The organism is uncultured Holdemanella sp. (assembly GCF_958348295.1).
GTDB lineage: Bacteria > Bacillota_I > Bacilli_A > Erysipelotrichales > Erysipelotrichaceae > Holdemanella.
This window is the reverse complement of record NZ_CATVYQ010000032.1, coordinates 1-24,292: the sequence shown is the minus strand read 5'-3', so window position 1 is coordinate 24,292 and position 24,292 is coordinate 1. Positions and strand designations below refer to the sequence as shown.

The 24,292-nt window shown below is 33.0% G+C and carries 23 protein-coding genes and 2 other annotated features; of the genes, 19 read left to right on the top strand and 4 right to left on the bottom strand.

Features of this window, described 5'->3' with window-relative positions:
• The first annotated feature begins 151 nt into the window (after nt 1-151).
• From Q3907_RS07050 to Q3907_RS07035, 4 genes are read left to right on the top strand one after another with little or no spacing between them, the layout of a single operon-like run.
• Nucleotides 152-1,531 (top strand): glycine--tRNA ligase, encoded by a 1,380-nt coding sequence (locus tag Q3907_RS07050; RefSeq protein WP_301897791.1) that lies wholly within the window; start codon nt 152-154, stop codon nt 1,529-1,531.
• A complete protein-coding gene (gene dnaG, locus Q3907_RS07045) occupies nt 1,531-3,297 on the top strand; it encodes a DNA primase (RefSeq protein WP_295563240.1) in 1,767 nt (588 codons plus the stop codon). The genes Q3907_RS07050 and dnaG overlap by 1 nt, the downstream gene beginning before the upstream one ends.
• Before the next feature lie 4 nt (nt 3,298-3,301).
• A complete protein-coding gene (gene rpoD, locus Q3907_RS07040; protein WP_295563242.1) occupies nt 3,302-4,537 on the top strand; it encodes an RNA polymerase sigma factor RpoD in 1,236 nt (411 codons plus the stop codon).
• Nucleotides 4,537-5,190, top strand: a complete 654-nt coding sequence (locus tag Q3907_RS07035; protein ID WP_301897790.1) for a class I SAM-dependent methyltransferase — start codon at nt 4,537-4,539, stop codon at nt 5,188-5,190. Before rpoD ends, Q3907_RS07035 begins: the two co-directional genes overlap by 1 nt.
• Here Q3907_RS07035 and ispH read toward each other — a convergent pair.
• Complete coding sequence (ispH, locus tag Q3907_RS07030; RefSeq protein ID WP_301897789.1) at nt 5,175-6,074, bottom strand: 4-hydroxy-3-methylbut-2-enyl diphosphate reductase; 900 nt, start codon at nt 6,072-6,074, stop codon at nt 5,175-5,177. The genes Q3907_RS07035 and ispH overlap by 16 nt on opposite strands.
• 82 nt (nt 6,075-6,156) lie before the next feature.
• Here ispH and Q3907_RS07025 point away from each other — a divergent pair, with 82 nt between their 5' ends.
• Entirely contained in the window at nt 6,157-7,476 is a 1,320-nt protein-coding gene (locus Q3907_RS07025; RefSeq protein WP_295562188.1) for a DEAD/DEAH box helicase, read from the top strand.
• Nucleotides 7,473-8,312: a deoxyribonuclease IV gene (locus Q3907_RS07020; protein WP_301897788.1), complete on the top strand. Its 840-nt coding sequence runs from the start codon at nt 7,473-7,475 to the stop codon at nt 8,310-8,312. Before Q3907_RS07025 ends, Q3907_RS07020 begins: the two co-directional genes overlap by 4 nt.
• A 9-nt stretch (nt 8,313-8,321) precedes the next feature.
• On the opposite strand, the gene ispG is transcribed toward Q3907_RS07020, so the two are convergent.
• Nucleotides 8,322-9,371: a flavodoxin-dependent (E)-4-hydroxy-3-methylbut-2-enyl-diphosphate synthase gene (gene ispG, locus Q3907_RS07015; RefSeq protein WP_301897787.1), complete on the bottom strand. Its 1,050-nt coding sequence runs from the start codon at nt 9,369-9,371 to the stop codon at nt 8,322-8,324.
• A gap of 102 nt (nt 9,372-9,473) precedes the next feature.
• Here ispG and Q3907_RS07010 point away from each other — a divergent pair, with 102 nt between their 5' ends.
• From Q3907_RS07010 to tyrS, 12 genes are all read left to right on the top strand, one after another.
• The gene (locus Q3907_RS07010) at nt 9,474-11,549 is read left to right on the top strand and encodes a penicillin-binding protein 2 (RefSeq protein ID WP_301897786.1); all 2,076 of its coding nucleotides are present in this window, start codon (nt 9,474-9,476) and stop codon (nt 11,547-11,549) included.
• A gap of 79 nt (nt 11,550-11,628) precedes the next feature.
• Nucleotides 11,629-11,778, top strand: coding sequence for a 50S ribosomal protein L33 (gene rpmG, locus Q3907_RS07005; RefSeq protein ID WP_003864966.1), 150 nt, complete (start codon nt 11,629-11,631; stop codon nt 11,776-11,778).
• A 39-nt stretch (nt 11,779-11,817) separates the two neighbouring features.
• Entirely contained in the window at nt 11,818-12,441 is a 624-nt protein-coding gene (locus Q3907_RS07000) for an MBL fold metallo-hydrolase (protein ID WP_301897785.1), read from the top strand.
• A 43-nt stretch (nt 12,442-12,484) separates the two neighbouring features.
• Nucleotides 12,485-13,474, top strand: a complete 990-nt coding sequence (locus tag Q3907_RS06995; protein WP_301897784.1) for an ATPase, T2SS/T4P/T4SS family — start codon at nt 12,485-12,487, stop codon at nt 13,472-13,474.
• 25 nt (nt 13,475-13,499) lie between these two features.
• Nucleotides 13,500-14,384: a hypothetical protein gene (locus tag Q3907_RS06990; RefSeq protein ID WP_301897783.1), complete on the top strand. Its 885-nt coding sequence runs from the start codon at nt 13,500-13,502 to the stop codon at nt 14,382-14,384.
• 16 nt (nt 14,385-14,400) lie between these two features.
• Nucleotides 14,401-14,700, top strand: a complete 300-nt coding sequence (gene comGC / locus Q3907_RS06985) for a competence type IV pilus major pilin ComGC (protein ID WP_301897782.1) — start codon at nt 14,401-14,403, stop codon at nt 14,698-14,700.
• Nucleotides 14,678-15,070 carry a competence type IV pilus minor pilin ComGD gene (gene comGD, locus Q3907_RS06980; protein ID WP_301897781.1) on the top strand — a complete coding sequence of 131 codons (393 nt, stop codon included), beginning with the start codon at nt 14,678-14,680 and terminating at the stop codon, nt 15,068-15,070. Before comGC ends, comGD begins: the two co-directional genes overlap by 23 nt.
• A gap of 110 nt (nt 15,071-15,180) precedes the next feature.
• On the top strand, nt 15,181-15,573 hold the full coding sequence (locus tag Q3907_RS06975; protein ID WP_301897780.1) for a competence type IV pilus minor pilin ComGF: 393 nt from the start codon (nt 15,181-15,183) through the stop codon (nt 15,571-15,573).
• Nucleotides 15,554-15,922: a hypothetical protein gene (locus Q3907_RS06970; protein ID WP_301897779.1), complete on the top strand. Its 369-nt coding sequence runs from the start codon at nt 15,554-15,556 to the stop codon at nt 15,920-15,922. The genes Q3907_RS06975 and Q3907_RS06970 overlap by 20 nt, the downstream gene beginning before the upstream one ends.
• An 18-nt stretch (nt 15,923-15,940) precedes the next feature.
• Nucleotides 15,941-16,138, top strand: a binding site (T-box leader).
• 33 nt (nt 16,139-16,171) lie between these two features.
• On the top strand, nt 16,172-18,589 hold the full coding sequence (gene leuS / locus Q3907_RS06965; protein WP_301897792.1) for a leucine--tRNA ligase: 2,418 nt from the start codon (nt 16,172-16,174) through the stop codon (nt 18,587-18,589).
• 11 nt (nt 18,590-18,600) lie between these two features.
• On the top strand, nt 18,601-19,851 hold the full coding sequence (locus tag Q3907_RS06960) for a peptidoglycan bridge formation glycyltransferase FemA/FemB family protein (protein WP_301897778.1): 1,251 nt from the start codon (nt 18,601-18,603) through the stop codon (nt 19,849-19,851).
• A 25-nt stretch (nt 19,852-19,876) separates the two neighbouring features.
• Nucleotides 19,877-20,071 (top strand) — a binding site (T-box leader).
• Nucleotides 20,072-20,102: 31 nt separating this feature from the next.
• Nucleotides 20,103-21,335, top strand: a complete 1,233-nt coding sequence (tyrS, locus tag Q3907_RS06955; protein WP_295562468.1) for a tyrosine--tRNA ligase — start codon at nt 20,103-20,105, stop codon at nt 21,333-21,335.
• Between the two features lie 15 nt (nt 21,336-21,350).
• Here the strand turns inward: tyrS and Q3907_RS06950 are convergent, their stop codons facing one another.
• Nucleotides 21,351-22,280, bottom strand: coding sequence for a TIGR01212 family radical SAM protein (locus tag Q3907_RS06950; RefSeq protein ID WP_301897777.1), 930 nt, complete (start codon nt 22,278-22,280; stop codon nt 21,351-21,353).
• A 50-nt stretch (nt 22,281-22,330) separates the two neighbouring features.
• A complete protein-coding gene (gene aroF / locus Q3907_RS06945; protein ID WP_301897776.1) occupies nt 22,331-23,344 on the bottom strand; it encodes a 3-deoxy-7-phosphoheptulonate synthase in 1,014 nt (337 codons plus the stop codon).
• 349 nt (nt 23,345-23,693) lie between these two features.
• Between aroF and raiA the strand changes: the two genes are divergently transcribed.
• A complete protein-coding gene (gene raiA, locus Q3907_RS06940) occupies nt 23,694-24,227 on the top strand; it encodes a ribosome-associated translation inhibitor RaiA (RefSeq protein ID WP_295562472.1) in 534 nt (177 codons plus the stop codon).
• The last annotated feature ends 65 nt before the right edge of the window (nt 24,228-24,292 follow it).

Below are 24,292 nucleotides of genomic sequence, written 5' to 3'. Positions count from 1 at the left end.
TTTAGTGTAAAGGTTATCGCAACCTAAAGGTGGGAATAAATTTTTCTTTTGACCTGTCTTAGGATTTGGTCTAGAAATTTCTTGATAAATGGGATATAATATGAAAGTGTATCCTTTTGTCTGTATACATGAAAGAAATGAGGTAAGTAACATGAACGAAAAGACATTCAATGATGTAGTAAATCACATGAAAACTTCTGGGTTTGTTTACCAAGGTTCAGAAATTTATGGTGGTTTGGCAAATACTTGGGATTTTGGTCCTTTAGGCATTGAATTAAAGAACAATATTAAAAATGCATGGTGGAAACGTTTCATCCAAGAAAGTGAACACAATGTTGGTTTACAGAGTGCAATCTTAATGAATCCAAATGTATGGGTTGCGAGTGGTCACGTTGGAGGATTTAGTGATCCATTAATGGATTGTAAAGAATGTAAGAGCCGTTTTAGAGCGGATCAATTGATTGAAGAAGCAAGTAATCACACCGTAAACTGTGGTGGTATGTCTAATGAAGACATGGAAAAATATATTGCAGAACATGAAATCGCATGTCCTAAATGTGGAGCTAAAAACTTCACAAATATTCGTCAATTTAACTTGATGTTCAAAACTTTCCAAGGTGTATTAGAAGATGCAAAAAGTACGATCTATTTACGTCCTGAAACTGCACAGGGTATCTTTGTAAACTTTAAAAACGTACAAAGAACTATGCGTAAAAAATTGCCATTCGGTATTGGTCAGATTGGTAAGAGTTTCCGTAACGAAATTACACCAGGAAACTTCATTTTCCGTACGCGTGAATTCGAACAAATGGAATTAGAATTCTTCTGTAAACCAGGAACAGATTTAGATTGGTTTGAATACTATTGTAAAAACTGTGTTCAATTCTTAAAAGATTTAGGTATCAACGAAGAAAATATTCGTTTACGTGCACATGATCCAGAAGAATTGGCTCACTACTCAAACGGTACAAGTGATATCGAATACCACTTCTCTGAACCTATTGGTTGGGGTGAATTATGGGGTATTGCAGACCGTACTGACTTTGACTTAAAAGCACATCAAACTACTTCTAAACAAAACTTAGAATATTATGATCAAGAAGCCAATGAAAAATATATTCCTTACGTAATTGAACCTAGTGTTGGTGTTGAACGTTTAATGTTAGCTGTAATGTGTGAAGCATACCAAGAAGAACAATTAGAAAATGATTCTCGTGTAGTATTAAAATTACACCCAGCATTAGCTCCTTATAAAGTAGCTGTACTTCCACTTTCTAAAAAGTTATCTGATCAAGGTGATGAAGTATTCGCAAAACTTTCTAAACACTTTAGCGTAACTTATGATGATGCTCAAAGCATCGGTAAACGTTATCGTCGTCAAGATGCGATTGGAACACCATTCTGTGTAACAGTTGACTTTGAAACGGCAAATGATGGATGTGTAACAGTCAGAGATCGTGATACTATGCAACAAGAGCGTATTTCACTAGATGATCTTGTTTCATATATTGAAAACAGAATTGAATTTTAATGAGCTGGATATCAGAAGATGATATAAAGGCAATACGTCAACAAGCTGATATTGTTGATGTGATGTCTCACTATATCACACTTGAAAAGAAGGGCAAAGATTATAAAGCTATATGTCCTTTTCATGATGATCATGATCCAAGCTTATCTGTTTCAACAGATAAACAAATATTTAAATGCTTTGTATGCGGCGTGGGAGGAAATGTATTTACTTTTGTTCAAAAGATTGAAAACATTTCCTTTCTGGAAGCTGTTTGTAAAGTAGCGGAATTGATTCACTATCCATTACATTTGGATACATCTAAATTTCAAGCTAAAGTTGATAAAAATCAACCTTTATATGATTGCATTCAGTCTTATATTCGTTTTTTAACTTTTGAATTAGAAAGTGAAAATGGCGAGAGTGTAAAAAGGTATTTAAGTCAAAGAAAAATTAATGAAGATATTATAAAAAGATTTGAAATTGGGTATGCACCTGAATCGAGTCGTAGTGTGAAGTATCTCAAGGCAAAAGGTTTTAACGAACAAATACTAACGGATACAGGTTTAATTCGTACTCATGACTTAGATACTTATGCCGTATTTGATAATCGATTAATGATTCCAATTCATGATGAGAATGGCAATCCTGTTGGTTTTACGGCAAGACGTTTGAATGAAGATAAAGAAACTGCTAAGTATATAAATACTTCAGAAACGAAAATCTATCATAAGGGGAATTTGATTTTTAATTATCACAGAGCTAAGGAATTTGCGAAAAAAAATAAGCGATGCATTTTAGTTGAGGGGGCCATGGATGTCATAGCCTTTGAAAAGGCTGATATACATGAAAGTATTGCTTGTTTAGGTACAGCTTGTACCAAAGAACAAATAACGTTATTAAAACGTTTAAATGTACCTTTAGTGGTATGTTATGATGGGGATAGAGCTGGTAAGGCAGCAACGTATAAATTTGGAAAGTTAGCCGTTGATTATGGATTGAACTTTTCAATAGTGAAAAATACAACTGGTAAAGATCCAGATGAAATATTTAATGAACTTGGCAAAGATGAGTTGTATCTTTCTGTTCATAAAACGACTTCTTTTGTTGAATTTTTATTTGAATATTTACCGAATCAATATGATTTAGACAATTATGAGGATAAGAAAAAATTCACTTCTGAAATGCAGTCTTTCATAGAAAGAACATGTACAGATTTTGAAAAGGCCGATTATTATTCTCGTATACGAGACTTAACTGGATTTGATTTATCAAATACGACAAGTACTCCTGCACCGAAAAAAGAACCAAGAAATAAAGCATCCGTTATTCGTAATATAGAGCCATTAAAAAATGGAAGAACACTAGCCGAGTATGGTGTGTTATGGATGATTCTTAACAGTAAATTAGCGGCCGACCAATTCAAGGATCAGATTGGCTTTTTCCAAGATCCAGTCTGTGAAGAATTGTCATTATATTGTTATGACATGTATCGTAATATGGACCATATCGATTTTGATGTATTGATGAGTTACATTGAAAAAGAAGAAGTTCGTAATTTACTGGTAAGTCTGATGGAAAATCCATTTCATATTTATGAATATAATAAAGATTTCTTTAACGATAGTTTAATGAAAATCAAAGAATGTGCTTTACAAGACCAGATTGACAACCTAAATGATCAAATCAAAAATGTACAGGATCCGATGATTAAGTTGTCTTTGGCTAGTAAAAAACAAGAATTAATTATTCAGAGAAATGAAATTTTACATCGAAAGGAAGGATGAAAGTATGGCAAACACAAATGATTCTCAAAAATTAAAGTTTACAAGCTTAGATGAGGCAAAAGAGTTCTTGCTAAAGAGTAAAGAACAAAATGTCGATGTTTCCCAAAAACAATTCTTAGATGCGGTAAGTGCTTTAAACTTAGATGATGATACATTAGATGATCTATATAATTGGATCGATGAAAACTTGATTGAATTCATTGATGGAGATGAATTAGATGAGGATGACTTAACAGATGATGATTTAAGTGATGAAGATTTAGATGAAGAAAATTCAATTGCTGAAGAAATTTCACAACTAGAAAAGACATTCGCAAATGCATCACACGCAAAAATCAATGACCCAGTTAAAATGTATCTAAAAGAAATTGGGCAGATTCCATTATTGGATCCAAAAGAAGAGCCGATTATTGCACGTCAGATCCAAGAAGGAGAACAAGCTAAAGAAGATATGAAGAACCTTGATTTAAGCGATGAGGAAAAGAAAAAACTTGCAAAAATCATTGCGGATGGGGAAGAAGCGAAACAAACATTGATTTCTTCAAACCTTCGTTTGGTTGTATCAATCGCAAAAAAATATGTAGGTCGTGGAATGTTATTCTTGGATTTGATTCAAGAAGGAAACTGTGGATTGATCAAAGCTGTTGAAAAATTTGATTATACAAAAGGATTTAAATTCTCTACATATGCTACTTGGTGGATTCGTCAATCTATTACACGTGCAATTGCTGATCAGGCGCGTACAATTCGTATTCCAGTACACATGGTTGAAACCATCAATAAATTGACACGTATTCAACGTCAATTGGTTCAAGATCTTGGTCGTGATCCATTGCCTGAAGAAATCGCAGAAAAGATGGAAAATATTTCAGCAGAAAAAGTTCGTGAGATCCAAAAGATTGCATTGGATCCAGTTAGTTTAGAAACACCAATTGGCGAAGAAGATGACTCGCATTTAGGTGATTTCATTGAAGATAAAGATACGTTATCTCCAGATGATTATACAAACAATCAATTGTTAAAAGATGAAATTAATGCTGTTTTACAAGGTTTGACAGAACGTGAAGAAAAAGTATTACGTTTACGTTTCGGTCTATTAGATGGAAGAACACGTACTCTTGAAGAAGTTGGTAAAGAATTTAACGTTACACGTGAACGTATTCGTCAAATTGAGGCAAAAGCATTACGCAAGTTAAAAAATCCAAATCGCTGCAAACGCTTAAGAGACTTTGTAAAATAATGATACCCTGTTCGAATCGTATTCAAGAAATATTAGAATGGGTAAATGGCGATTGTATTGCAGATATTGGTTGTGACCATGCCTATGTTGTATGTAATGCCATTTTGAATCATCAATCTAAAAAAGGATATGCATGTGATGTAGCACAAGGCCCATTAGACAATGCTAAAAAGACCATTGCCGCAAACAATTTAGAAGATTTTATTTCTTGTTGTTTGCTAGATGGAATTCAAGGCTTAGCTTTTGATGTGGATCAAATCATTATTTGTGGTATGGGAGGAAAACTCATTATAGATATCCTTTCTAAAGGAACTCTATTTTTTGGCTTGAGATTGTTATTATCATGCCACAAAGATGATTTTGCGCTAAGAAAATATTTAAAAGACAACAATATTCATATTCTTAGAGAAAAGATGATCTACGATAATGGGCACTACTATCCAATTTTAGATTGTATTGTACAAGATCATCCGCAAGAAATAAGTAATGCTTGTCTACACTTTGGTATGCATATGATAATGAATTCTACATATAGTTCTTATTTGGATTTTGAAGAGAATAAATATAAAAATATTCTTTTAAAAGTCAACAAACCTGAGTTTCTTGAAAAAATAGAATATATAAAAGAAATCCGTAATCAGAGAATTTCCTGAATACGGATTTTTGGCTTTTCAATATCATTAGACAAATAGTCTTTGACTTGGTTTGTCAAATATGTAGGTGTGCTAGCACCGCTTGTAATCGCAATTGTTGAATATTTTTCAAAGTCTTTTTTATCAATATCTTCTACTGTTTGAATGGAGAAAATATCTTGGATACCTGCTTTTTTTCCAATATCTACAAGCTTTTGCGAGTTGTTACTTGTTGGATCACCTACGACAATCAAACAATCGACATTCTTTAAATTTAAAATAGCTTGTTGACGTACACGCGTCGCATTGCATATTTCATCATGGAATATCGCAAAAGGATATAAGCTTTTAATTTTTTCAAACGTATCTTTTAATTCATAAATTGACATTGTAGTTTGATTCGTGACAAATATTTTAGAAGTATTAATTTTTGGGATATCTTTATGCGGCTCAATCAAATATACATGATCACTCATTGTATAAATGGATTCAGCTTCTGGATGTTTGTTTTTACCAATATAAAAAATTGTATAATCTTCATCTAAGTATTTTTTTACGATTTTTTGTGTTTGCAATACAAAGGGACAACTTGCATCGATTAAAATTAATCCTTTATCCTTGGCTTTTTTATACACTTTAGGACTGACACCATGCGCAGTAAAAATTACAATTCCTTCTTTGATTTCATCTAATAATTCATAGCGAGTTTTTGTCTTATCTTCTATAGTATCAATGGAATAATACTGCAAAGCTTTTTTTACATATTGATTATGTACAAGATTACCTAAAATGGTGATCTTTTTATTTGGGTATTGGATTCTTGTATTTTTTGCGGTTTCGATTGCTTTTAAAACGCCTCCACAATACCCCTGAGGCTTGACTGTAATGATATTTTGTGTTTTCATATATACATTATGCCCTAATTATTTATATTTGTAAAATGGGAAGAATTTTGGGATAATACTAAAGAAAAGGATGTGAAAATTTATGAATCGTATTCAAGAAATAATGGAATTAGAACATTTTAAAACCTTAACGCCGATTCAAGAACAGGTGTTAAATCGTAAAAATAAAAATAGAGATATTATTGGTGTTTCCAGTACCGGATCTGGTAAATCACACGCTTTCTTTATGCCAATCTTTGAAAAATTAGATTTTGATCAAGATTGCGTTCAAGCTGTCATTAGTGCACCAACTAGAGAACTCGCCTATCAGCTATATGATCGTTGTCGTAAAATCGCAAAACATTTTAACGTACGTGTAAAACTAGTAACTGGTGGTATGGAAAAAGTTACGCAAATGGAAAAACAGCCACAAATCGTTATTGGTACACCAGGAAGAATGAAGGACATGTTCATTAAAGATAACGTCTTGCGTTTGGATACCGCAAAAATTGTTGTCATTGATGAAGCAGATATGACTTTAGAATTTGGATTCTTGGAAGATATTGATGAAATCTTATCAAAAATGGATAAAAAAGTTCAAATGATGGTTTTTTCAGCAACTATTCCTGAATCTTTACAGCCATTCTTAAAAAAATATTTATACGATCCTGAATTCATTGAAATCAAAAAAGAGGAAGCTTTCCAAAGTGATGTAAAACACATTTTGGTTCCTTGTAAACATAAAAGCTATGAACAAAAAATTTTAGATGTTTTACCATGTATTCAACCCTATGTATGTTTGATTTTTGCCAATACAACGCAAGAAGCACAAAACATTGCAAATACAATGCGTGAAAATGGCTATGACCTTGTTGAACTTCATTCAGGACTTGAATCCCGACAGCGTATGCAGGCTATTAAGATGATTCAAAGCCAAAAGAAAAGTTATATTGTCGCAAGCGATATTGCCAGTCGTGGTATAGACTTGGAAGGAATTACTCATGTCATTAGTTGTGGTTTCCCTAAAGATTTAAAATTCTATATTCATCGTGCTGGTCGTACAGGAAGAGCAAGTCGAGATGGGCAATGTATCGCATTATATAAAGAAAGTGATGCTAAATCAATCCAGTCTTTGATCAAACAAGGTATTGAATTTGAACATCAAGATGTTAAGAATCATGAATTCGTAGATTTAAAACCATATGTAAATAAGCGTCCAATGAAAAAGGACGAATTCCATGAAGAAGTTGAAAAAATTGTTCATAAGAAAAAGAAAGTTAAACCAAACTATAAGAAAAGACAACGCCAGGAAATTGATCGTATGAAACGTAGAAAACGTCGTGAAATGATCAAATCCGATATCAAGCGCCAACAAAAAGAACGTGCTAAAGAAAGACAACGTCAAAAAGGAATGGATCTATGATCTATTTAGGTAGTCATGTTTCTTTTAAGGCTCCAAATTATTTTAAAGGCGCAATTGAAGAAGCTATATCTTATGGTGCCAATGCATGTATGATTTATACGGGACCTCCAAGTAACACGCGTCGTGTCGATGTTTCTAAATTAAAAATAGATGATGCAAAAGAGTATATGAAAGAACATGATTTTTCAATCGATCGTGTAATAGTGCATGCTCCATACATTATCAATTTGGCAAATGCATTGAAACCAGAAACGGCCCTATTTGGACAAGAATTTTTAAAGTCTGAATTAGAAAGAGTACATGCGATTGGTGCAAAAACACTTGTATTACATCCAGGAAGCCATGTTGGTGCTGGAATGGATGTTGGTATTGAGTGGATCATCAATGGTTTAAATGAAGTTTTAGATAATGATACAACCAATGTTAAGATTGCTCTTGAAACGATGGCGGGTAAGGGAAATGAATGTGGTTTTACATTTGAACAATTACATAAAATTTATTCTGGCGTACATAAAAAGTCTCGTATTGGGTATTGTATGGATACATGTCATATTTGGGATGCGGGTTATGATTTAAATCAATTTGAAGATGTACTAAATGAATTTGATTCTATACTTGGCTTAGAAAATCTATTGTGCATGCATATCAACGATTCAAAAAATCCATTAAAAGCCCATAAGGATCGTCATGAAAACTTAGGTAAAGGCTATATAGGATTTGATGTGTTATATTCGATTGTGCATCATCCAAAACTTGAAAATGTTACAAAAATTTTAGAGACTCCATTTATTGATGGAAAAGCTCCATATAAAGAAGAAATCTCAGCGTTGCGCTGAGATTTTTTTCTAGAATTTATCAATTTCTTCTTTTAAACGAGCTACGATCTGCTCTTGAGGAATCTTTTCAATAATTTTTCCCTTTTTAATTAATAAACCTTCTTTCTTACCGCCTGCAATCGCAATATCGGCATGTTTTGCTTCACCAGGACCATTAACTGCACAACCCATGATAGCTACAGTTACTTCTTTATTTACTGTTTGAAGATAGCTTTCGATTTCATTCACGGCAGGCTCCATATCCCATTGTGTACGTCCACAAGTTGGACATGCGATCAAGTTTGGTACATTTTTAATTAATTTACAATCTTTCAACAATTCTTTTACAATAGGAATCTCCTTTTCTGGAGCTCCATTGACACTGATACGAATTGTATTGCCAATTCCTTCGTTTAATAATGTACCTAAAGCTAAACTTGATTTAATGGCACTTGTCATCATTGTTCCAGCTTCTGTAACACCTAAATGTAAAGGATAGTCAAATGTTTTTGCGGCCAGCCTATAAGCTTCAATACAAAGTAATGGATCACTTGATTTAAAAGAAAGCACTGTATCATAAAAATCAAGGTCTTCTAAGATTTGTACATGTCTTTGTGCACTTTCTATCATACCTTCAGCTGTTGGCTTGCCATATTTTTCATGAATATCTTTTTCTAGAGAACCACCATTGATGCCAATACGAATAGGTATATGCTTTTCTTTGCATGCCTTGACGACTTTTTCTACATTTTCTCTTGAACCAATATTTCCAGGGTTTAAACGAATCTTGTCTGCGCCCGCCTCAATACAAGCTAAAGCTAAACGATAGTCAAAGTGTATATCTGCAACAAGAGGAATATGGATTTGTTTCTTAATGTCGGTAATGGCCTTGGCATCTTCCATATCCATGCAGCTGACGCGAATAAGTTCACATCCCATTTTTTCAAGGTTTAAAATTTGTTTGGCAACCTCATCTGCCTTTTTTGTTTCAATGTTACACATTGATTGAATAACGACGTGATTATTATGTCCAATTTCAAGATTTTTTACTTGAACTTGACGTGTTTCTGTTCTGTTCATAGAAAACCTCCATAATTTAAGTATACGCCATTACTTCTTTTTTTTCCATTTCATCTTGGAAACGTGTATAATATAGAGTGTTCGAATTAAAGGAGGATTCAATTGAAAAAGAGTAGAAAATCAATCAAAAGGGCAAATCAAAATATTTCTGTGGATCGAGTCATCTCTAATCGTATATTGATTTTTTCGGTTATAATTGCCATATGTTTTTTGGTCATCTTTTTAAGATTGTTCTATCTTCAGATTGTTTCATATAATGAATATACCGCAAAACGAGAAGACTATACTTCCATCAAACAATATACTTCAGCTCCACGAGGACAGATTTATGATTGTAAGGGAAGAGTTTTGGCAAAAACTGTGGTGAGTCACAATATTGTGTTTACATCTCCAAATAACATGGATTCAGACGATTATGAATTATATGCCAAACGTATTGTCAAAGTGTTTAATGTGAGCGCAAAAGATTTTACGGATGAGGATAAAAAACAAGCGTATATTACATATAAATCTTTTTTATCACCAACAGACTCCGAATATGCAGCCAATCATTTGTTGACGCAAAAAGAGTTGAAGCAATATAAGAATGGTGCATGGGGCGATAATACAGAAAGTAAAAGATATCAAATTTTAATGAATCGTATTGGTAAGAAACAAATTGGGGAAATGACGCAAGCTGAATTAAAGATGTGTGTCATTTATCAACGTATGATTGCCAACCAAAGTACAGGACAAGAAAATGTTGTTTTAGAAGATGTAAGTGATGATGATGTTGCTTATCTAGTGGAACATAAAACGGAATTTCCTGGATTTGATGTTGATTTTGGTGGGTGGAAACGTGAATATCCATATGGTGAATCTCTATCGGATATTTTAGGAAGTGTAACTACAAGTACACAAGGTTTACCAAGTGAATTATCAACTTATTATTTGGCAAGAGACTATCAATTGAATGCAAGTGTTGGTAAATCTGGCTTAGAATATCAATATAATGATTTACTAGCAGGAACACCAGAAATTGCCAAAATTACTTATGATTCAAAAGGATTAGCACAAAAAGATGTGATTCAGCAAGCAAAAAAAGGATATGATTTATATCTTTCAATCGATATAGATCTTCAGTCTTCACTTGATAATATTGTTAAAAATACATTAAGTGAATATGGAGGAACTAAAAATCGTGAAAACTTCAAATCCTTATTTACAACTGTATTAAATCCACAAGATGGCTCTGTACTGGCAATGTCTGGTTATCAAATGGATCTTGATACAAAGGAAATGACATATTTTGCGACAGGAAACTATATGTCTTTAGTGAATCCTGGATCTTGTATTAAGGGTGCTACTGTATATATGGGTGAAAGTGAACATGTCGTAAGTCCAGGTGAAGTGATTGTCGATAAAGTTATGAATATTGGTGGTCAGGAATTTGGTTCTTATGAAGATCATGGTCCTGTCGATGATGTAAGTGCCTTAGAGGTAAGTAGTAACGTTTATATGTTTAATATTGCGATTCGACTTGCAGGAGCTGTCTATGAAGAAAAAGAACCATTAGCTGTGGCAGACCTTCAAGGAACTCTAAATAAGATGCGTTCTTATTATTCAATGTTTGGATTAGGAAATATAACGGGTCTTGATGCACAGGGCGAAGTGAATGGCTATATGGGTTATGGTTCAGAACCAGGTATGTTACTAAACTATTCGATTGGCCAGTTTGATATGTATACACCATTACAATTAGCTGTATATGGCGCAACAATCGCATCGAATGGAAATGTATATCAACCTAGATTAATGAATCATGCTACAGAAGTAAATTCGAGTGAAGTGGTTGTCGCAAATGAAAAGAAAGTAAAATCAACATTACCTGAAAAGAATGCTGCCTATTTACAGCGTGTACAAGAAGGCTTTAGAGCCTGCGTTGCCTCTGGCTATTGTAGTAATCTTTTAAAAGATGTTGGCGTTGAAGTTTCGGCAAAAACAGGTACAGCCGAAGTAGGCGATTGGACAACCGCAAACCTTGTAGGTTATGCACCAAGTAGCGCTCCTACAATGGCATTTGCGTGTTCAGCACCAACTTCAAGTATCAACGATCAGGCTGTTTCACCAAATATTTGTGCAAATAATGTTATGCCAGAATTCATAAAAAAATATTTTGAAATTTATCCTGCAAGTTAAAATTTTGAAAATGACTTGAAATTGACTTGTAAGTTATGCTAGAATCAACTAGTAATTACTAATGTGAGGAGGACTGAACATGAGAGATCGTATTACATTTAAGTGCTCTGTTTGCGGTGAAGAAAACTATATTGGTACAAGAAATAAGAAAAAACATCCTGAACGTATGACTGTTAAAAAATATTGTCCAAAATGCAATCAGCAGACTGAACATAAGGAGAAAAAGTAAGAAAGACCGTTTCATTCGGTCTTTTTTATGTATTAGACTATGAAAGTACTTCAACAACCACTCGGTCCAGTACAGGCAAATTGTTATTTGGTCATGGATAATCACCATGCTATATTGATTGATCCTGCGGATAAATTTTTAAATCTTGATGCTATACTAAAAGAAAACGAATGTAATCTTGAAGCCATCATTTTAACACATGCTCACTTTGATCATATTTCAGGTGTTGATAAGATTGTAAATGAATATCACTGCGACGTTTTTTTAAATCCAAGTGAGTTTGATTTTCTTCAAGATCCAGATTTAAATTCATCCTCAGCCTTTTATATGGATGTAACATGTGATGCCAAGTGTAAACCATTATTAGAAGGAAAGAATAAAATTGCAGGATTTGAAATTGAAGCTATGTATTGCCCAGGACATTCAATCGGTTCAACCGTATTAAAAATAAAGGATTGTTTATTCACAGGAGATGTATTATTTCAAGGTTCGATTGGAAGAATGGACCTTGTAACAGGTTCTGTTTCAAGTATGAAAAAATCTTTAAAAAAATTGTATCAACTCGATCAAGACTATAAAGTTTATCCAGGTCATGGTCCATCCACTACTTTATCGCAAGAGAAAAAATGGAATGAAAGTTTAAAATATGCAGAAATTTATTAGAATTTCTGCTTTTTTTTTCGTATTAGATATAGGGGTGATAAAAATGGATGATTTATTAAAGAACCTCATTGAATATGCGATATTAAAAAAGGCAAGCGACATTCATTTTATTTTGCAGCAGAATCGCTTAAAAATTAAACTTAGAACGCAAACTGAAATGTTGGAAGTATATCAAGATATTTGGCAGCCCGCATTCTTTGAGTATTTGAAATTTATTTCTCGAATGGATCTAACGAATCCTTATACACCACAAAGTGGGCAATTTAAAGTATGTATAAACCATCATGATGTATATTGTCGCTTTAGTATGCTTCACAATAATCATGTTCAAACAGGAGTCATAAGAATGTTGAATATGATGCATGCGATTAAATTAGATGCACTTTCTTTGTGTAAATATGATACAGAATTCTTTCAATCGTTGATTCCATTAAGACATGGATTGGTTATCTGTGTAGGTCCTACAAACAGTGGTAAGACAACAACGTTACATGCTTTGCTTCATGAAATAGCCAAAGAGAAGAAACATAAGGTAGTGAGCTTAGAAGATCCCATTGAAATCGAAGACGATTCTTACTTACAGCTACAAATCAATGAAGGAACTGGATTTACGTATGATGTAGGTATTGAACAATTGCTAAGACATGATCCAGATGTTATATGTATTGGCGAAACTAGAAACAGCTATACGGCTAAGATGGTGTTAAGAGCGAGTTTAACAGGGCATTTTGTACTGACAAGTATTCATGCCAAAGATGGAAAGGAGTGTATTCGTCGTCTTGAGGATTTAGGCGTTTCTAAACAAGACTTATTAAGTGTATGTACAGCTATTATCTCGCAACGTCTATATTCAAATGGAGACAAAAAAGTATGTATTTATGAAATCATGGATCAAAAAACATTGGACTATGTCATTCGATATGGAAAGTATCCTCAAAATTTTAAAACGTTATCTTCGAAAATTACAGAAGGTATTAAAAAAGGATATATCATGGACACACAAGCGGAATACGATTGTATTAGTTTATCGTGATGAAATCGAACAATTTCATGCCTTAATGAACAATGGACTATCTATAGATACATTGATTCATTTAGTTTTTAAAGAAAGTGATGCGATTATTGAACAATTAAAATTGGGAAAAAGTCTGGTTGAGATTTTTTGTATAGGTCAAAAGAAGCTTTATTTTAAATATATCGAAATTTTATCAAATACTATGAATCTATCGGATGTCTTAGATTGTGTAAATCAAATTGAGAAAAGTTCAATCTTGTTTTATGAAAAATTATTAAAGAAAATTGCGTATCCATTTTTCTTATTGATATTTGCATATTTCATGATTTGTTTTTTCTCAAACTATGTCCTTGTTCAAATGAAGGATTATATTCCCAATAATATCATTTTAATTTTTGTTCATTTATTAAAATATCTATTTGGAATTACTATCTTTGTGATTGTTCTATATATTCTTTTGTATTATGTGTTTCTTTATAGATACAATTCAAAATTGAAATGTCCATTTCGTTTAATGAAGAAGATGATTTCTTTACAATTTGTGTGTATGTATCAAAGTCTAGAAAAAACATGTAGTTCTACGCAAGAAATACTTGAAACTCTATCTTCTATCAAATTTAGTGTTGTAGGAATCGTATCGAGTGAAATATTAAAATATTTAATGCAGGGTGTATCTATAGAAGAAAGCTTTAATCGGATAAAAGTATTTGATTCGACATTTAAAAAAATGTTGAATTATGCGCTTGTAGCTAATAGTATGTCATTCTTTTTAGATCTTTATATTCAGAAGAGTACTTTAGATATTGAAAAGTCTATAAAAAAGGTTTCCAATGGGGTTCAAATCTTTTCTTATATAAGCATTGGAATCTTGGTTTTAATTGTTTATCAAATTATGATGATGCCATTAAATATGTTGAATCAATTTTAGAAATGGAGAGAAATGTATGGAAAAGAAAAATGGTTTTACTATTTTAGAAATGATGATTGTGATGTTGATTGTCGCATTGTTGTTGTTGATTACTTTGCCCAATATTCAACAAAAAGAACAGGTGATCCGTAAAAAAGGTTGTGAAGCCTTACTTGAAATTGTGAATTCGCAAATTATGTTATATGGGATTGATCAATTAGAAACACCGTCAAGTGTACAAGAATTGATTGATTTTGGATATTTAAAAAAAGGACAAGATACATGTCCAGATCATAGTAAAGTGGTGATTGAAAATGGACAGGCCATATCTCAATAAAAATGGGTTTACATTCATGGAAATGTTAATTGTACTTTTGATTGTATCTCTTTTAAATTTTGGGTTATATACGAAAATGAATACATCTCTATATGTTTTTATGAAACAAGTTCAAACACTTTGTATAACGGCTCAAGAAAAGGCTTATGTAGAAAATCGAAAAATTTCTATAGATATAAATGAAAAGATGGTGGTAGACGAAAAGAATTATTTTATGCCTAAAGATGTTGCGTGTGATTCTGTTTCTTTTTATTACAATGCCAAGGGGAATATATCAAAGGCTTTCACATTGTATTGTCAGAATTCACATACAAAAATGAAACTTGTCTTTCAATTAGGATCGGGGAGAATACGTCTTGAAAAAGTATAATGGATTTTTGTTGGAAGATGCTTTGTTTGCGCTTTTTGTGATATTGGTTTGTGCAAGTTTATTCATAAATGGCTTATATACTGTTTATTTTCAAAGGAATTTAAAGATTGATGAAAAAATTGAGAAGAAATGGTTTCACGTTGATTGAAGCTCTATTAGCCTTATTTATAACAAGTCTAATTTCTCTTTTGGGTTGCATGTTGATAAATTTGGCTTTACATTTTGCCCATATAGATGTAGATACTCAAAATCAATTTGCGATTCTTCAAATAAGAAGAGAATTAAGTATTGTTAGTGAAATTCGAGTGGATGAAGAAAGGTTAGAATACGTTTTAAATCATAAAAAGTATGACTTGTATTTTGATAAAAATCGCATTGTGAAAAGTCCAGGATATGAAATCTATATGGAAAATATAGATTCAGCACATTTTTATAAGAAAGAAGATGGTTATTATCTATGGTTTAAAAAGCAAAACAAAACTTATGACTTTGAACTCTATTAACGGATATGCGAGTTGGATCAGTCTTGTTTGTTTATTTCTTGTTTTACAGATTGTGTCTTTTTTAACGCTTGTTACCATTCAGAATGTATACTTATTAAAAGCAAATCAAAAAAATATTTTAGAACTTTCTATTGTAGATCATGCCAAGCATATGATTTTACATAACAATCGTATTCGCTTATGTCATACAAAGGATGAAATAATGAAAGATATGGATGAAGTAATCATGAATTACAATGTTCATTTTAAGGATTGTTTAACGTATATAGAATGCAGTTATGAAGATATTTTAATGAGGATTTACTATGATGATAAGGCAATCGTTTCACTTGATATTGACGAAAAATGAAAAAAAAGATAAAATTGATGCATAGCGATGAATTAGAGTAGTAAAAGGAAATGGCAATTTTTAGAGAGCTAAAGTTGGTGAAATTTAGCATTGTACAACCTTTGAACTTGCTAAGGAGCTGATGAGTAATGTTATCCGTATACTCTGCGATAAAGAGTTTGAGGGGCACAATGAATATTGTGAACTAAGGTGGTACCGCGTACAAACGTCCTTAGATTTTAAAGGGCGTTTTTTATTTTATAGGAGGCTATTATGTACAATCATTTAGAAGTAGAAAAGAAATGGCACAAATATTGGGAAGATCATGAAACATTTAAAACCGATGTTTGGGATTTCTCTAAACCAAAATTTTATGCACTAGACATGTTCCCATATCCAAGTGGAGTTGGACTTCATGCAGGACATCCAGAAGGATATACTGCAACAGACATCGTTTCACGTATGAAACGTATGCAAGGATATAATGTTCTTCACCCAATGGGATATGATTCTTTTGGCTTACCTGCTGAGCAATATGCAGTTCAAACCGGAAACAATCCAAATGGATTTACACAAAAGAATATTAAGACTTTCACGAATCAGTTAAAAGAATTAGGTTTTGATTATGACTGGTCAAAAATGATTGCAACATCTGATCCAGATTTCTATCATTGGACACAATGGATCTTTAAACAATTGTATAAAGATGGATATGCTAAATATGTTGATATGCCAGTAAACTGGTGTGAAGAACTTGGTACAGTTTTATCCAATGATGAAGTTATTGATGGTAAAAGTGAACGTGGAGGCTATCCAGTTATCCGTAAAAATATGAAACAGCTTTGTATTGATCAGGCTGCTTTTGCGGAACGATTATTAGAAGGTTTGAATGAAATTGATTGGCCAGAATCGACAAAGGAAATGCAAAGAAACTGGATTGGTCGTTCAACAGGTGTTGAGGTTCAATTTGAAATCGTAGGTGGAGGAAAATTCTCTATTTTTACAACATGTATCGAAACAATTTATGGTATTACATTCATGGTGCTTGCACCAGATGGAGATTTAGTACAAGAATTAATGCCAAGAATTCAAAATCAAGAAGAAGTTAAGGCATATATTCAGGAAACTGTTTCTAAGTCTGAAATGGATCGTACAGAATTAAATAAAGGAAAATCAGGATGTCGTCTTGAAGGCATTAAAGCAATCAACCCAGTTAATGGAAAAGAAGTTGAAGTATTTATTGGAGATTTCGTATTGGCTAACTACGGCACAGGTGCTGTAATGGCTGTTCCTAGTCATGATCAACGTGACTTTGAATATGCGATTGCCCATAATATTGACATGATTCAAGTCATTGAAGGTCAAGATGTGAGTGAACATGCTTTTGAAAAACAGGATTATTTAGGAAAAGGATGTAAGCTAATCAACTCCGAAGAATTTACAGGTTTAACTGTAGAAGAAGCTAAAGTTGCAATTACGAAAAAATTGGTAGATATGGGCATTGCAAAAGAAACCGTAAACTATCGTTTCCGTGAATGGATTTTTGCACGTCAACGTTATTGGGGTGAACCAGTTCCAATCGTACACTTAGATGATGGTACAGACTATGTACTTAGTGATGATGAATTACCTTTGATTCTTCCTGAACTAGAAGACTACAAAGGACATAATGGAAAAGCTCCACTTGAAAATGCGACAGAATGGAAACAATACAACAAAAATGGTGTTAAAGGTGTTCGTGAAACAAGTACAATGCCAGGTTCTGCCGGATCTTCATGGTATTACTTACGCTATATTGATCCACACAACAATGAGAAACTTGCAGATCCAGAATTATTGAAACACTGGATGCCAGTTGACTTATATGTAGGTGGACCTGAACATGCGGTAGGACACTTGATGTATTCTCGTATTTGGAATAACTATTTATATGACAAGGGTATTGTCGCATGTAAGGAACCATTTAAGAAATTAGTTCATCAAGGTATGATTTTAGGTGAAAATGGAATTAAAATGGGAAAACGATTCCCAGAATATGTTGTCAATCCTTCAGACATCGTAAAGAAATATGGTGCGGATACACTTCGTTTATATGAAATGTTCATGGGACCATTAGAACAAAGTAAACCTTGGTCAATGGCAGGTTGTGATGGTGCTAGAAGATGGATTGATCGTGTTTATCGTTTGTTCATTGAATCTGGTAAAGTTACAGATACAAATGATGGTAAATTAGATAAGGTCTATAACCAGACTGTTAAAAAGGTTACGGAAGACTATGAATCATTAGGATTTAATACGGCTATTTCGCAAATGATGATTTTTATAAATGAAGCCTATAAAGCAGAAACAGTTTATAAACCATATGCCGAAGGAATCGTGAAGATGCTTTCTTGTATTACACCTCATATTGGTGAAGAAATGTGGCAATTACTTGGACATGATGAAACAATCGCATATGAGCCTTGGCCAACTTATGATGAAGCTAAATTAGTAGAAGATACAATTACTTGTGTTGTTCAAGTGAATGGTAAAGTTCGTGGTAAATTTGAAGCAGCTGTTGGATCAAGTGATGATAAGCTTCAAGAACAAGCTATGAAATTAGAAACAGTTCAACGTCAGCTTGAGGGAAAAACAATTCGCAAGGTTATTGTTGTTAAGGGTAAAGTCGTAAACATTGTTGCCAACTAAGAAGGTGTAGTATGCAGTTACGAAGTATAGATGAAAATAAATATCAAGCCTATTTAGATAGTATTGAATATGCAGATTTTTTGCAATCTGTCGAGCAATCGAATAAATTAAAATCAAATGGATGGCAGGTTGAATACTTGCAATTTGTCGAGAATGATGTTGTTAAAGCTTCAGCTATGATTGGTATTATTCCTTTGATGAAAGTTTTTAAATATTGTTATGTTCCACGCGGATTTATTATGGATTATCATGATAAAGACTTAGTTTCAAGTGTCACGAAAGTATTTAAAGAATATTTGAATTCAAAAGGTATTGTATATGCAGAAATGGATCCAGCAATTCAACTTCAACAAAGAAATCAAGATGGAGATATTGTGGAGGGTGGTTTTAATAACTTTGATGTTGTTGAAAACTTGAAATCTTCAGGTTTTCTTCAACTCCCTTTAAAAACAGGATACGATTTATCGAAGGAATGTCGTTTTGTGTCCGTGCTTGATGTGAAAGATAAAACGGCTGATGAGGTATTTAAGGGATTTATTTCAAAAACGCGTCATAATATCAAAAATGCTTTAAAGAACAGTGTTAAGATTCGTGAATTAAGTCGTGATGAATTGTCGATTCTTAAAGAACTTGTAAATATGTCTGGTGAAAAACAAAATTATGACACATTTACCTTAGAATTCTTTGAGAACGAATATGATCACTTTAAACAAAATGTGAAGGCATATATGGCGTATTTGGATGTGAATGAATATGTTTCAAATATTGAAGATGGAATCAAAAAAGAAACAGAAACGATTGAGCGTGCAAATGAGACATTAAAGGAAAATCCATATTCTAAAAATTCGCAGAATCGTTTGAAGATTGCAACTAAGAACTTAGAGTCTTTACAAAAACGACAGGAAGAAGCTAAAGAAATAAAATCAAATTGCTCAGATGAGCTGCCTTTAGCTGCGGCAATGTTCTTGTTCTATAAAGGAGAAGTTTACTATTTGTCGAGTGGTTCAAATGAACGATATAAAAAATTCAAGGGTCCATATGCGCTTCAGTGGTATATCATTCAAAAAACGATTGAAGAAGGCAATCACACATATAATTTCTATGGTATTAGTGGATTGTTTAAACCAGAAGAAGAAGGTTATGGTGTCTTTGATTTTAAACGAGGATTTAATGCAGTTGTACATGAATATATTGGTAACTTCATTCTTCCGTGTAAACCATTTATCTTTAAAATTTACAACAATTTAAAACATATTTGTTGAGTTTAGGTTCTAGATTCGATATAATGGATTCGCTATGATAAGAAAGAGTACACAGATTATCTATTTCTTAGAGAGAAACTGGTTGGTGTAAAGTTTCAAATAGACCTGTGGAATACACCTTGGAGCTTCAATTTTGACGTATACCTGCGTTAAAGGTTTAAGTGCATACAATTATTCTTTGTATGAAGTAAGGTGGTACCGCGATTAAATCGTCCTTATAGGGCGATTTTTTTATTTTCAGGGAGGACAAAATGGAATTATTTGAAGAATTAAAATGGCGTGGGCTTGTTGACAATGTTACAAGTGATGAAGTAGAAGATGTAATCAATAATGGGGAAGTCACATTCTATATTGGTACAGATCCAACAGCAGATAGCTTACACATTGGGCACTATTCATCATTGTTGATGGCAAAGCGTTTAGAAAAACATGGACATCACCCAATCATGTTGGTTGGTGGAGCTACAGGATTTATCGGGGATCCAAAGGCAACTGGAGAAAGAAGTATGTTGACTCCAGAAGTATTAAAATCAAATTATGATGCTTTACATGCACAAATCTCTAAATTATGGGGATTTGACATGGTCAATAACTTAGATTGGACTAAAGATATCACAATCATTGATTTCTTGCGTGACTATGGAAAATTATTCAACGTAAACTACATGTTGAATAAAGAAACAGTAAAGAAACGTTTGGATTCTGGTATTAGTTATACAGAATTTTCTTATATGATTCTTCAATCTTTGGACTTCTTAAATCTATATCAGACAAGAGGTTGTACAATGCAGATTGGTGGACAAGACCAATGGGGAAATATTACTTCAGGTTTGGAATTGATTCGTAAAAAATGTGGCGCTGATGTTAAATGCTATGGTTTAACAATGCCACTTATCACTAAGGCAGATGGAACTAAATTTGGTAAGAGTGAAACAGGAACTGTATGGTTGGATCCTAAAAAGACTTCACCTTATGAATTGTATCAATTCTTATTCAATACAGATGATTCAAAGGTTATTGAATACTTAAAAAAATTAACATTCCTTACAAAAGAAGAAATTGATGCATTGGAAGTTTCTTTAAATGAAGATGCTGGCAGACGTGAAGCACAAAAGAAATTGGCAGAAGAAGTTGTTCGTGATTTACATGGTGAAGAAGGGTTAGAATCTGCACTTAAGATCACAAATGCGTTGTTTAGAGGCCAATTAAATGACTTAGATGAACAACAACGTTTAGATGCCGTAAAAAATATGGATAAAGTAGACCAAGAAGCTGGAAAGACTTTAATCGATGTTTTAGTGGAGGCTAAAATTGCTTCGAGTCGTCGTGAAGCTAGAGAATGGATCAAAGGAAATTCAATTAGCTTAAACGGCGTTAAAGTTAATGATGAAACATTGGTTATTGATTCATCACAAGCTTATGTATCAAACTATGTAATCATTCGTCGTGGTAAGAAAAGATATTATTGCTTAAATTTGAAATAAATTAAAAATACGTGGTTAGACATTTTTGCCTTGCCACGTATTTCTTTTTACCATTAATTTATCAATTTCATTTGTCACAATCGTTTTTTTGATTGTCCATTTTGGTTCTATTAAATCTTTCGCAATACCATCACCTGTTAAACGCTCGATAATTATTTCTTTTGGCAATAATTCCAATTGATCGACTACAATATCTACATATTCTTCTAAAGTTAGAATATGGAACGGATGTTCTTTATATTCTTTTGCCATTTGTGTTCCTTCGATTAGATGCAGCATATGAATTTTGATTGCATCGACAGGATGAGAAGATATCTGTTTTATAGTCTCTAACATATCGGATTTTGATTCATTTGGTAAACCATTAATAATATGTACACATGTTTTGATGTTTGTAGATTCTAATTTGTCTAACCAATCAAATACGATTTGTGTTGAATGTTTTCGATTACATCTTTCCATTGTATTTTCATGTACACTTTGTAAGCCTAATTCAAGCCAGACTTCTTTATTTTGACTATTTAAATAGTCTATGATTTCATCATTTAAACAATCGGCACGTGTTGCGATCGCAACGCCAGGAATGTCTGGATCATTGAAAAAAGGATTATATACTTTTTTTAAGACTTCAAGTGGGGCATATGTATTGGAATAGCTTTGAAAATAGGCAAATCCAATACAATCAGGCCACTTATTTTGCATACGCTTTAGACCTTCTTTGTATTGTTTTTGTAAAGAATCATCAAAACATAATATACTATCGCCACTACCCATGCTTGAGCAGAATGTACATCCACCAATACCTTTTGCTCCATCTCGGTTTGGACATGTGAAGCCTGCGTTTAATGGAATTTTAGCGACTTTTTGATGGTATTTATTACGAAAATAATAATTAATTGTTTGATATCTCTTATTGTCGTTTGAATAAGGATAAGGATTGTTCATTGTATCACCCAAAGCATTGTAACATAAAAAGAAACTGCGTGTGCAGTTTCTTATAACTCTCTTCCAATAACTTTAGCGATAGCTTTTCCTTTTTGAACTAGATCAGCATAGCGTTTTGGTTTTAAACTTTGAGCACCATCACTCCATGCGTTTTCTGGATCATCATGTACTTCAATAATCAAACCATCAGCACCAGCTGCGATGGCAGCAAGGGATAAGGATTCAATTAATTTATAATCACCCGCTGCATGGCTTGGATCAATAATAATAGGTAAGTGGGTTCTTTCTTTAATAATAGGTACAACACTTAAATCTAATGTGTTACGAGTATAAGTTTCAAAAGTACGAATACCACGTTCACAGAATATAACGTTTGGATTGCCTTCTGACATAATGTATTCGGCTGCCATGATCCATTCTTGAATTGTTGCAGACATGCCTCGTTTTAAAAGAATTGGTTTTTTTGTTCTACCGACAGCTTTTAATAAGTCAAAGTTCTGCATGTTACGAGCACCAATTTGAATAATGTCTACATTTTCAACGAATTCATCCAAATGATCAGCACTCATAAGTTCAGATACGATAGGAAGCCCTGTTTCTTCTCTAGCTTTGACCATAGCCATAACTCCTGCCGTCCCCATTCCTTGAAAAGCATAAGGACTTGTTCTTGGTTTATAAGCTCCGCCACGTAGCATATCAGCGCCTGCTGCTTTTACTTCTTTAGCAATACGACAGATTTGTTCTTCTCCTTCAACAGAGCAAGGGCCTGCAATCATCGTAATTTTTTTGCCGCCAATTTGAATGCCATTTACATCTACAATCGTGTCTTCTGGATGGAACATACGGTTGGCTAATTTATAAGGTTGGGCAACACGTTGTACGTTATATACAATGGGGTTAGCCAATACACTTTTTTCATCGACAATACTTGTATCTCCAACTAAACCAAAGACATTATAGTTATCTCCTTGAATCATTGTGACTTGAAGATTCATCTTTTCGAATTTGTTGATCAATTTGTCGACATCGTGTTTTGTAGCATTTTTCTTTAAAGTAATAATCATAATAATATCCTTCTTTCCATTTGTGAGTAACAAAAAAGCATTAACAGTAAGAATTGTTAATGCTTAAAAGCCCTAATTAAAATACCATTCAGTTTTGATTGGCTTAATTAGGGCTATCTAAAGTAAAAGTAAAAATATGTTGTATGGATGTTCATGTTAATCACCTGCATATACTATAGCGCAGTTATTGAAAATATGCAAGTTATTTTCTGAAAATAGTTACATTTTAACTTGTCAACCTCCTTGGCAAAACTGGTTATATTTTTGTCATTTCTTGTCGAAAAGTGTAAAACAAAATAAACGTGCTATAATCTAAGTAGCAATACAAATCATATAGGAGGTACATAATATGAAAGTAAATATTGTAGGAAAAAACATCACAGTAACTCAGGGAATCTCAGATAAGATTCATAAAAAATTAGATGTTTTAACAAAGTACTTCATTATTGGTGAGGATGATGTAGCTAACGTTTTAGTTCGTACATATCCGACAAAACAAAAAATTGAAGTTACAATCCCAACACGTTATGCGATTCTTCGTGCAGAGGTTGTAGATGACGATTTATATGCAGCTATCGATCGTGCTGTAGATAAATTGGAAGATCAAATTCGTAGAACAAAAACACGTTTAACACGTAAAAATAAAGAATCACTTGCTGAGGCTTTCTTAGATCACGAATTATTTAATGATGATGAAGTGGATGATGATGAAGTTGTTCGTACTAAATCAATTGTTCCAAAAGAAATGAGTTTAGATGAAGCTATTATGAAGATGGAATTGTTAGGTCACGATTTCTTCATTTATACAGATGATGAAACTAACAAAATTGCAGTTTGCTACAGACGTCATGATGGTGGATACGGATTAATTGAAACTGAATAATACGTAAAAAGGGTAATCCGCAATTAGATAGGGTCGACTAAAAGTTGGCTTCAAAAATTGTAGGG

Bases quoted from the DNA above. Each gene is read 5' to 3' on its own strand.
- tyrS (WP_295562468.1), top strand. From the start codon at position 20,103: ATGGAATTATTTGAAGAATTAAAATGGCGTGGGCTTGTTGACAATGTT.
- rpmG (WP_003864966.1), top strand. From the start codon at position 11,629: ATGAGAGATCGTATTACATTTAAGTGCTCTGTTTGCGGTGAAGAAAAC.
- Q3907_RS06970 (WP_301897779.1), top strand. From the start codon at position 15,554: ATGACTTTGAACTCTATTAACGGATATGCGAGTTGGATCAGTCTTGTT.
- comGC (WP_301897782.1), top strand. From the start codon at position 14,401: ATGGAAAAGAAAAATGGTTTTACTATTTTAGAAATGATGATTGTGATG.
- aroF (WP_301897776.1), bottom strand. From the start codon at position 23,344: ATGATTATTACTTTAAAGAAAAATGCTACAAAACACGATGTCGACAAA.
- ispH (WP_301897789.1), bottom strand. From the start codon at position 6,074: ATGAAAACACAAAATATCATTACAGTCAAGCCTCAGGGGTATTGTGGA.
- Q3907_RS07000 (WP_301897785.1), top strand. From the start codon at position 11,818: ATGAAAGTACTTCAACAACCACTCGGTCCAGTACAGGCAAATTGTTAT.
- comGD (WP_301897781.1), top strand. From the start codon at position 14,678: ATGGACAGGCCATATCTCAATAAAAATGGGTTTACATTCATGGAAATG.
- Q3907_RS07050 (WP_301897791.1), top strand. From the start codon at position 152: ATGAACGAAAAGACATTCAATGATGTAGTAAATCACATGAAAACTTCT.
- Q3907_RS07020 (WP_301897788.1), top strand. From the start codon at position 7,473: ATGATCTATTTAGGTAGTCATGTTTCTTTTAAGGCTCCAAATTATTTT.
- Q3907_RS07025 (WP_295562188.1), top strand. From the start codon at position 6,157: ATGAATCGTATTCAAGAAATAATGGAATTAGAACATTTTAAAACCTTA.
- ispG (WP_301897787.1), bottom strand. From the start codon at position 9,371: ATGAACAGAACAGAAACACGTCAAGTTCAAGTAAAAAATCTTGAAATT.
- rpoD (WP_295563242.1), top strand. From the start codon at position 3,302: ATGGCAAACACAAATGATTCTCAAAAATTAAAGTTTACAAGCTTAGAT.
- Q3907_RS07035 (WP_301897790.1), top strand. From the start codon at position 4,537: ATGATACCCTGTTCGAATCGTATTCAAGAAATATTAGAATGGGTAAAT.
- Q3907_RS06990 (WP_301897783.1), top strand. From the start codon at position 13,500: ATGAACAATGGACTATCTATAGATACATTGATTCATTTAGTTTTTAAA.
- Q3907_RS06975 (WP_301897780.1), top strand. From the start codon at position 15,181: ATGAAAAAATTGAGAAGAAATGGTTTCACGTTGATTGAAGCTCTATTA.
- raiA (WP_295562472.1), top strand. From the start codon at position 23,694: ATGAAAGTAAATATTGTAGGAAAAAACATCACAGTAACTCAGGGAATC.
- Q3907_RS06960 (WP_301897778.1), top strand. From the start codon at position 18,601: ATGCAGTTACGAAGTATAGATGAAAATAAATATCAAGCCTATTTAGAT.
- dnaG (WP_295563240.1), top strand. From the start codon at position 1,531: ATGAGCTGGATATCAGAAGATGATATAAAGGCAATACGTCAACAAGCT.
- Q3907_RS06950 (WP_301897777.1), bottom strand. From the start codon at position 22,280: ATGAACAATCCTTATCCTTATTCAAACGACAATAAGAGATATCAAACA.
- Q3907_RS06995 (WP_301897784.1), top strand. From the start codon at position 12,485: ATGGATGATTTATTAAAGAACCTCATTGAATATGCGATATTAAAAAAG.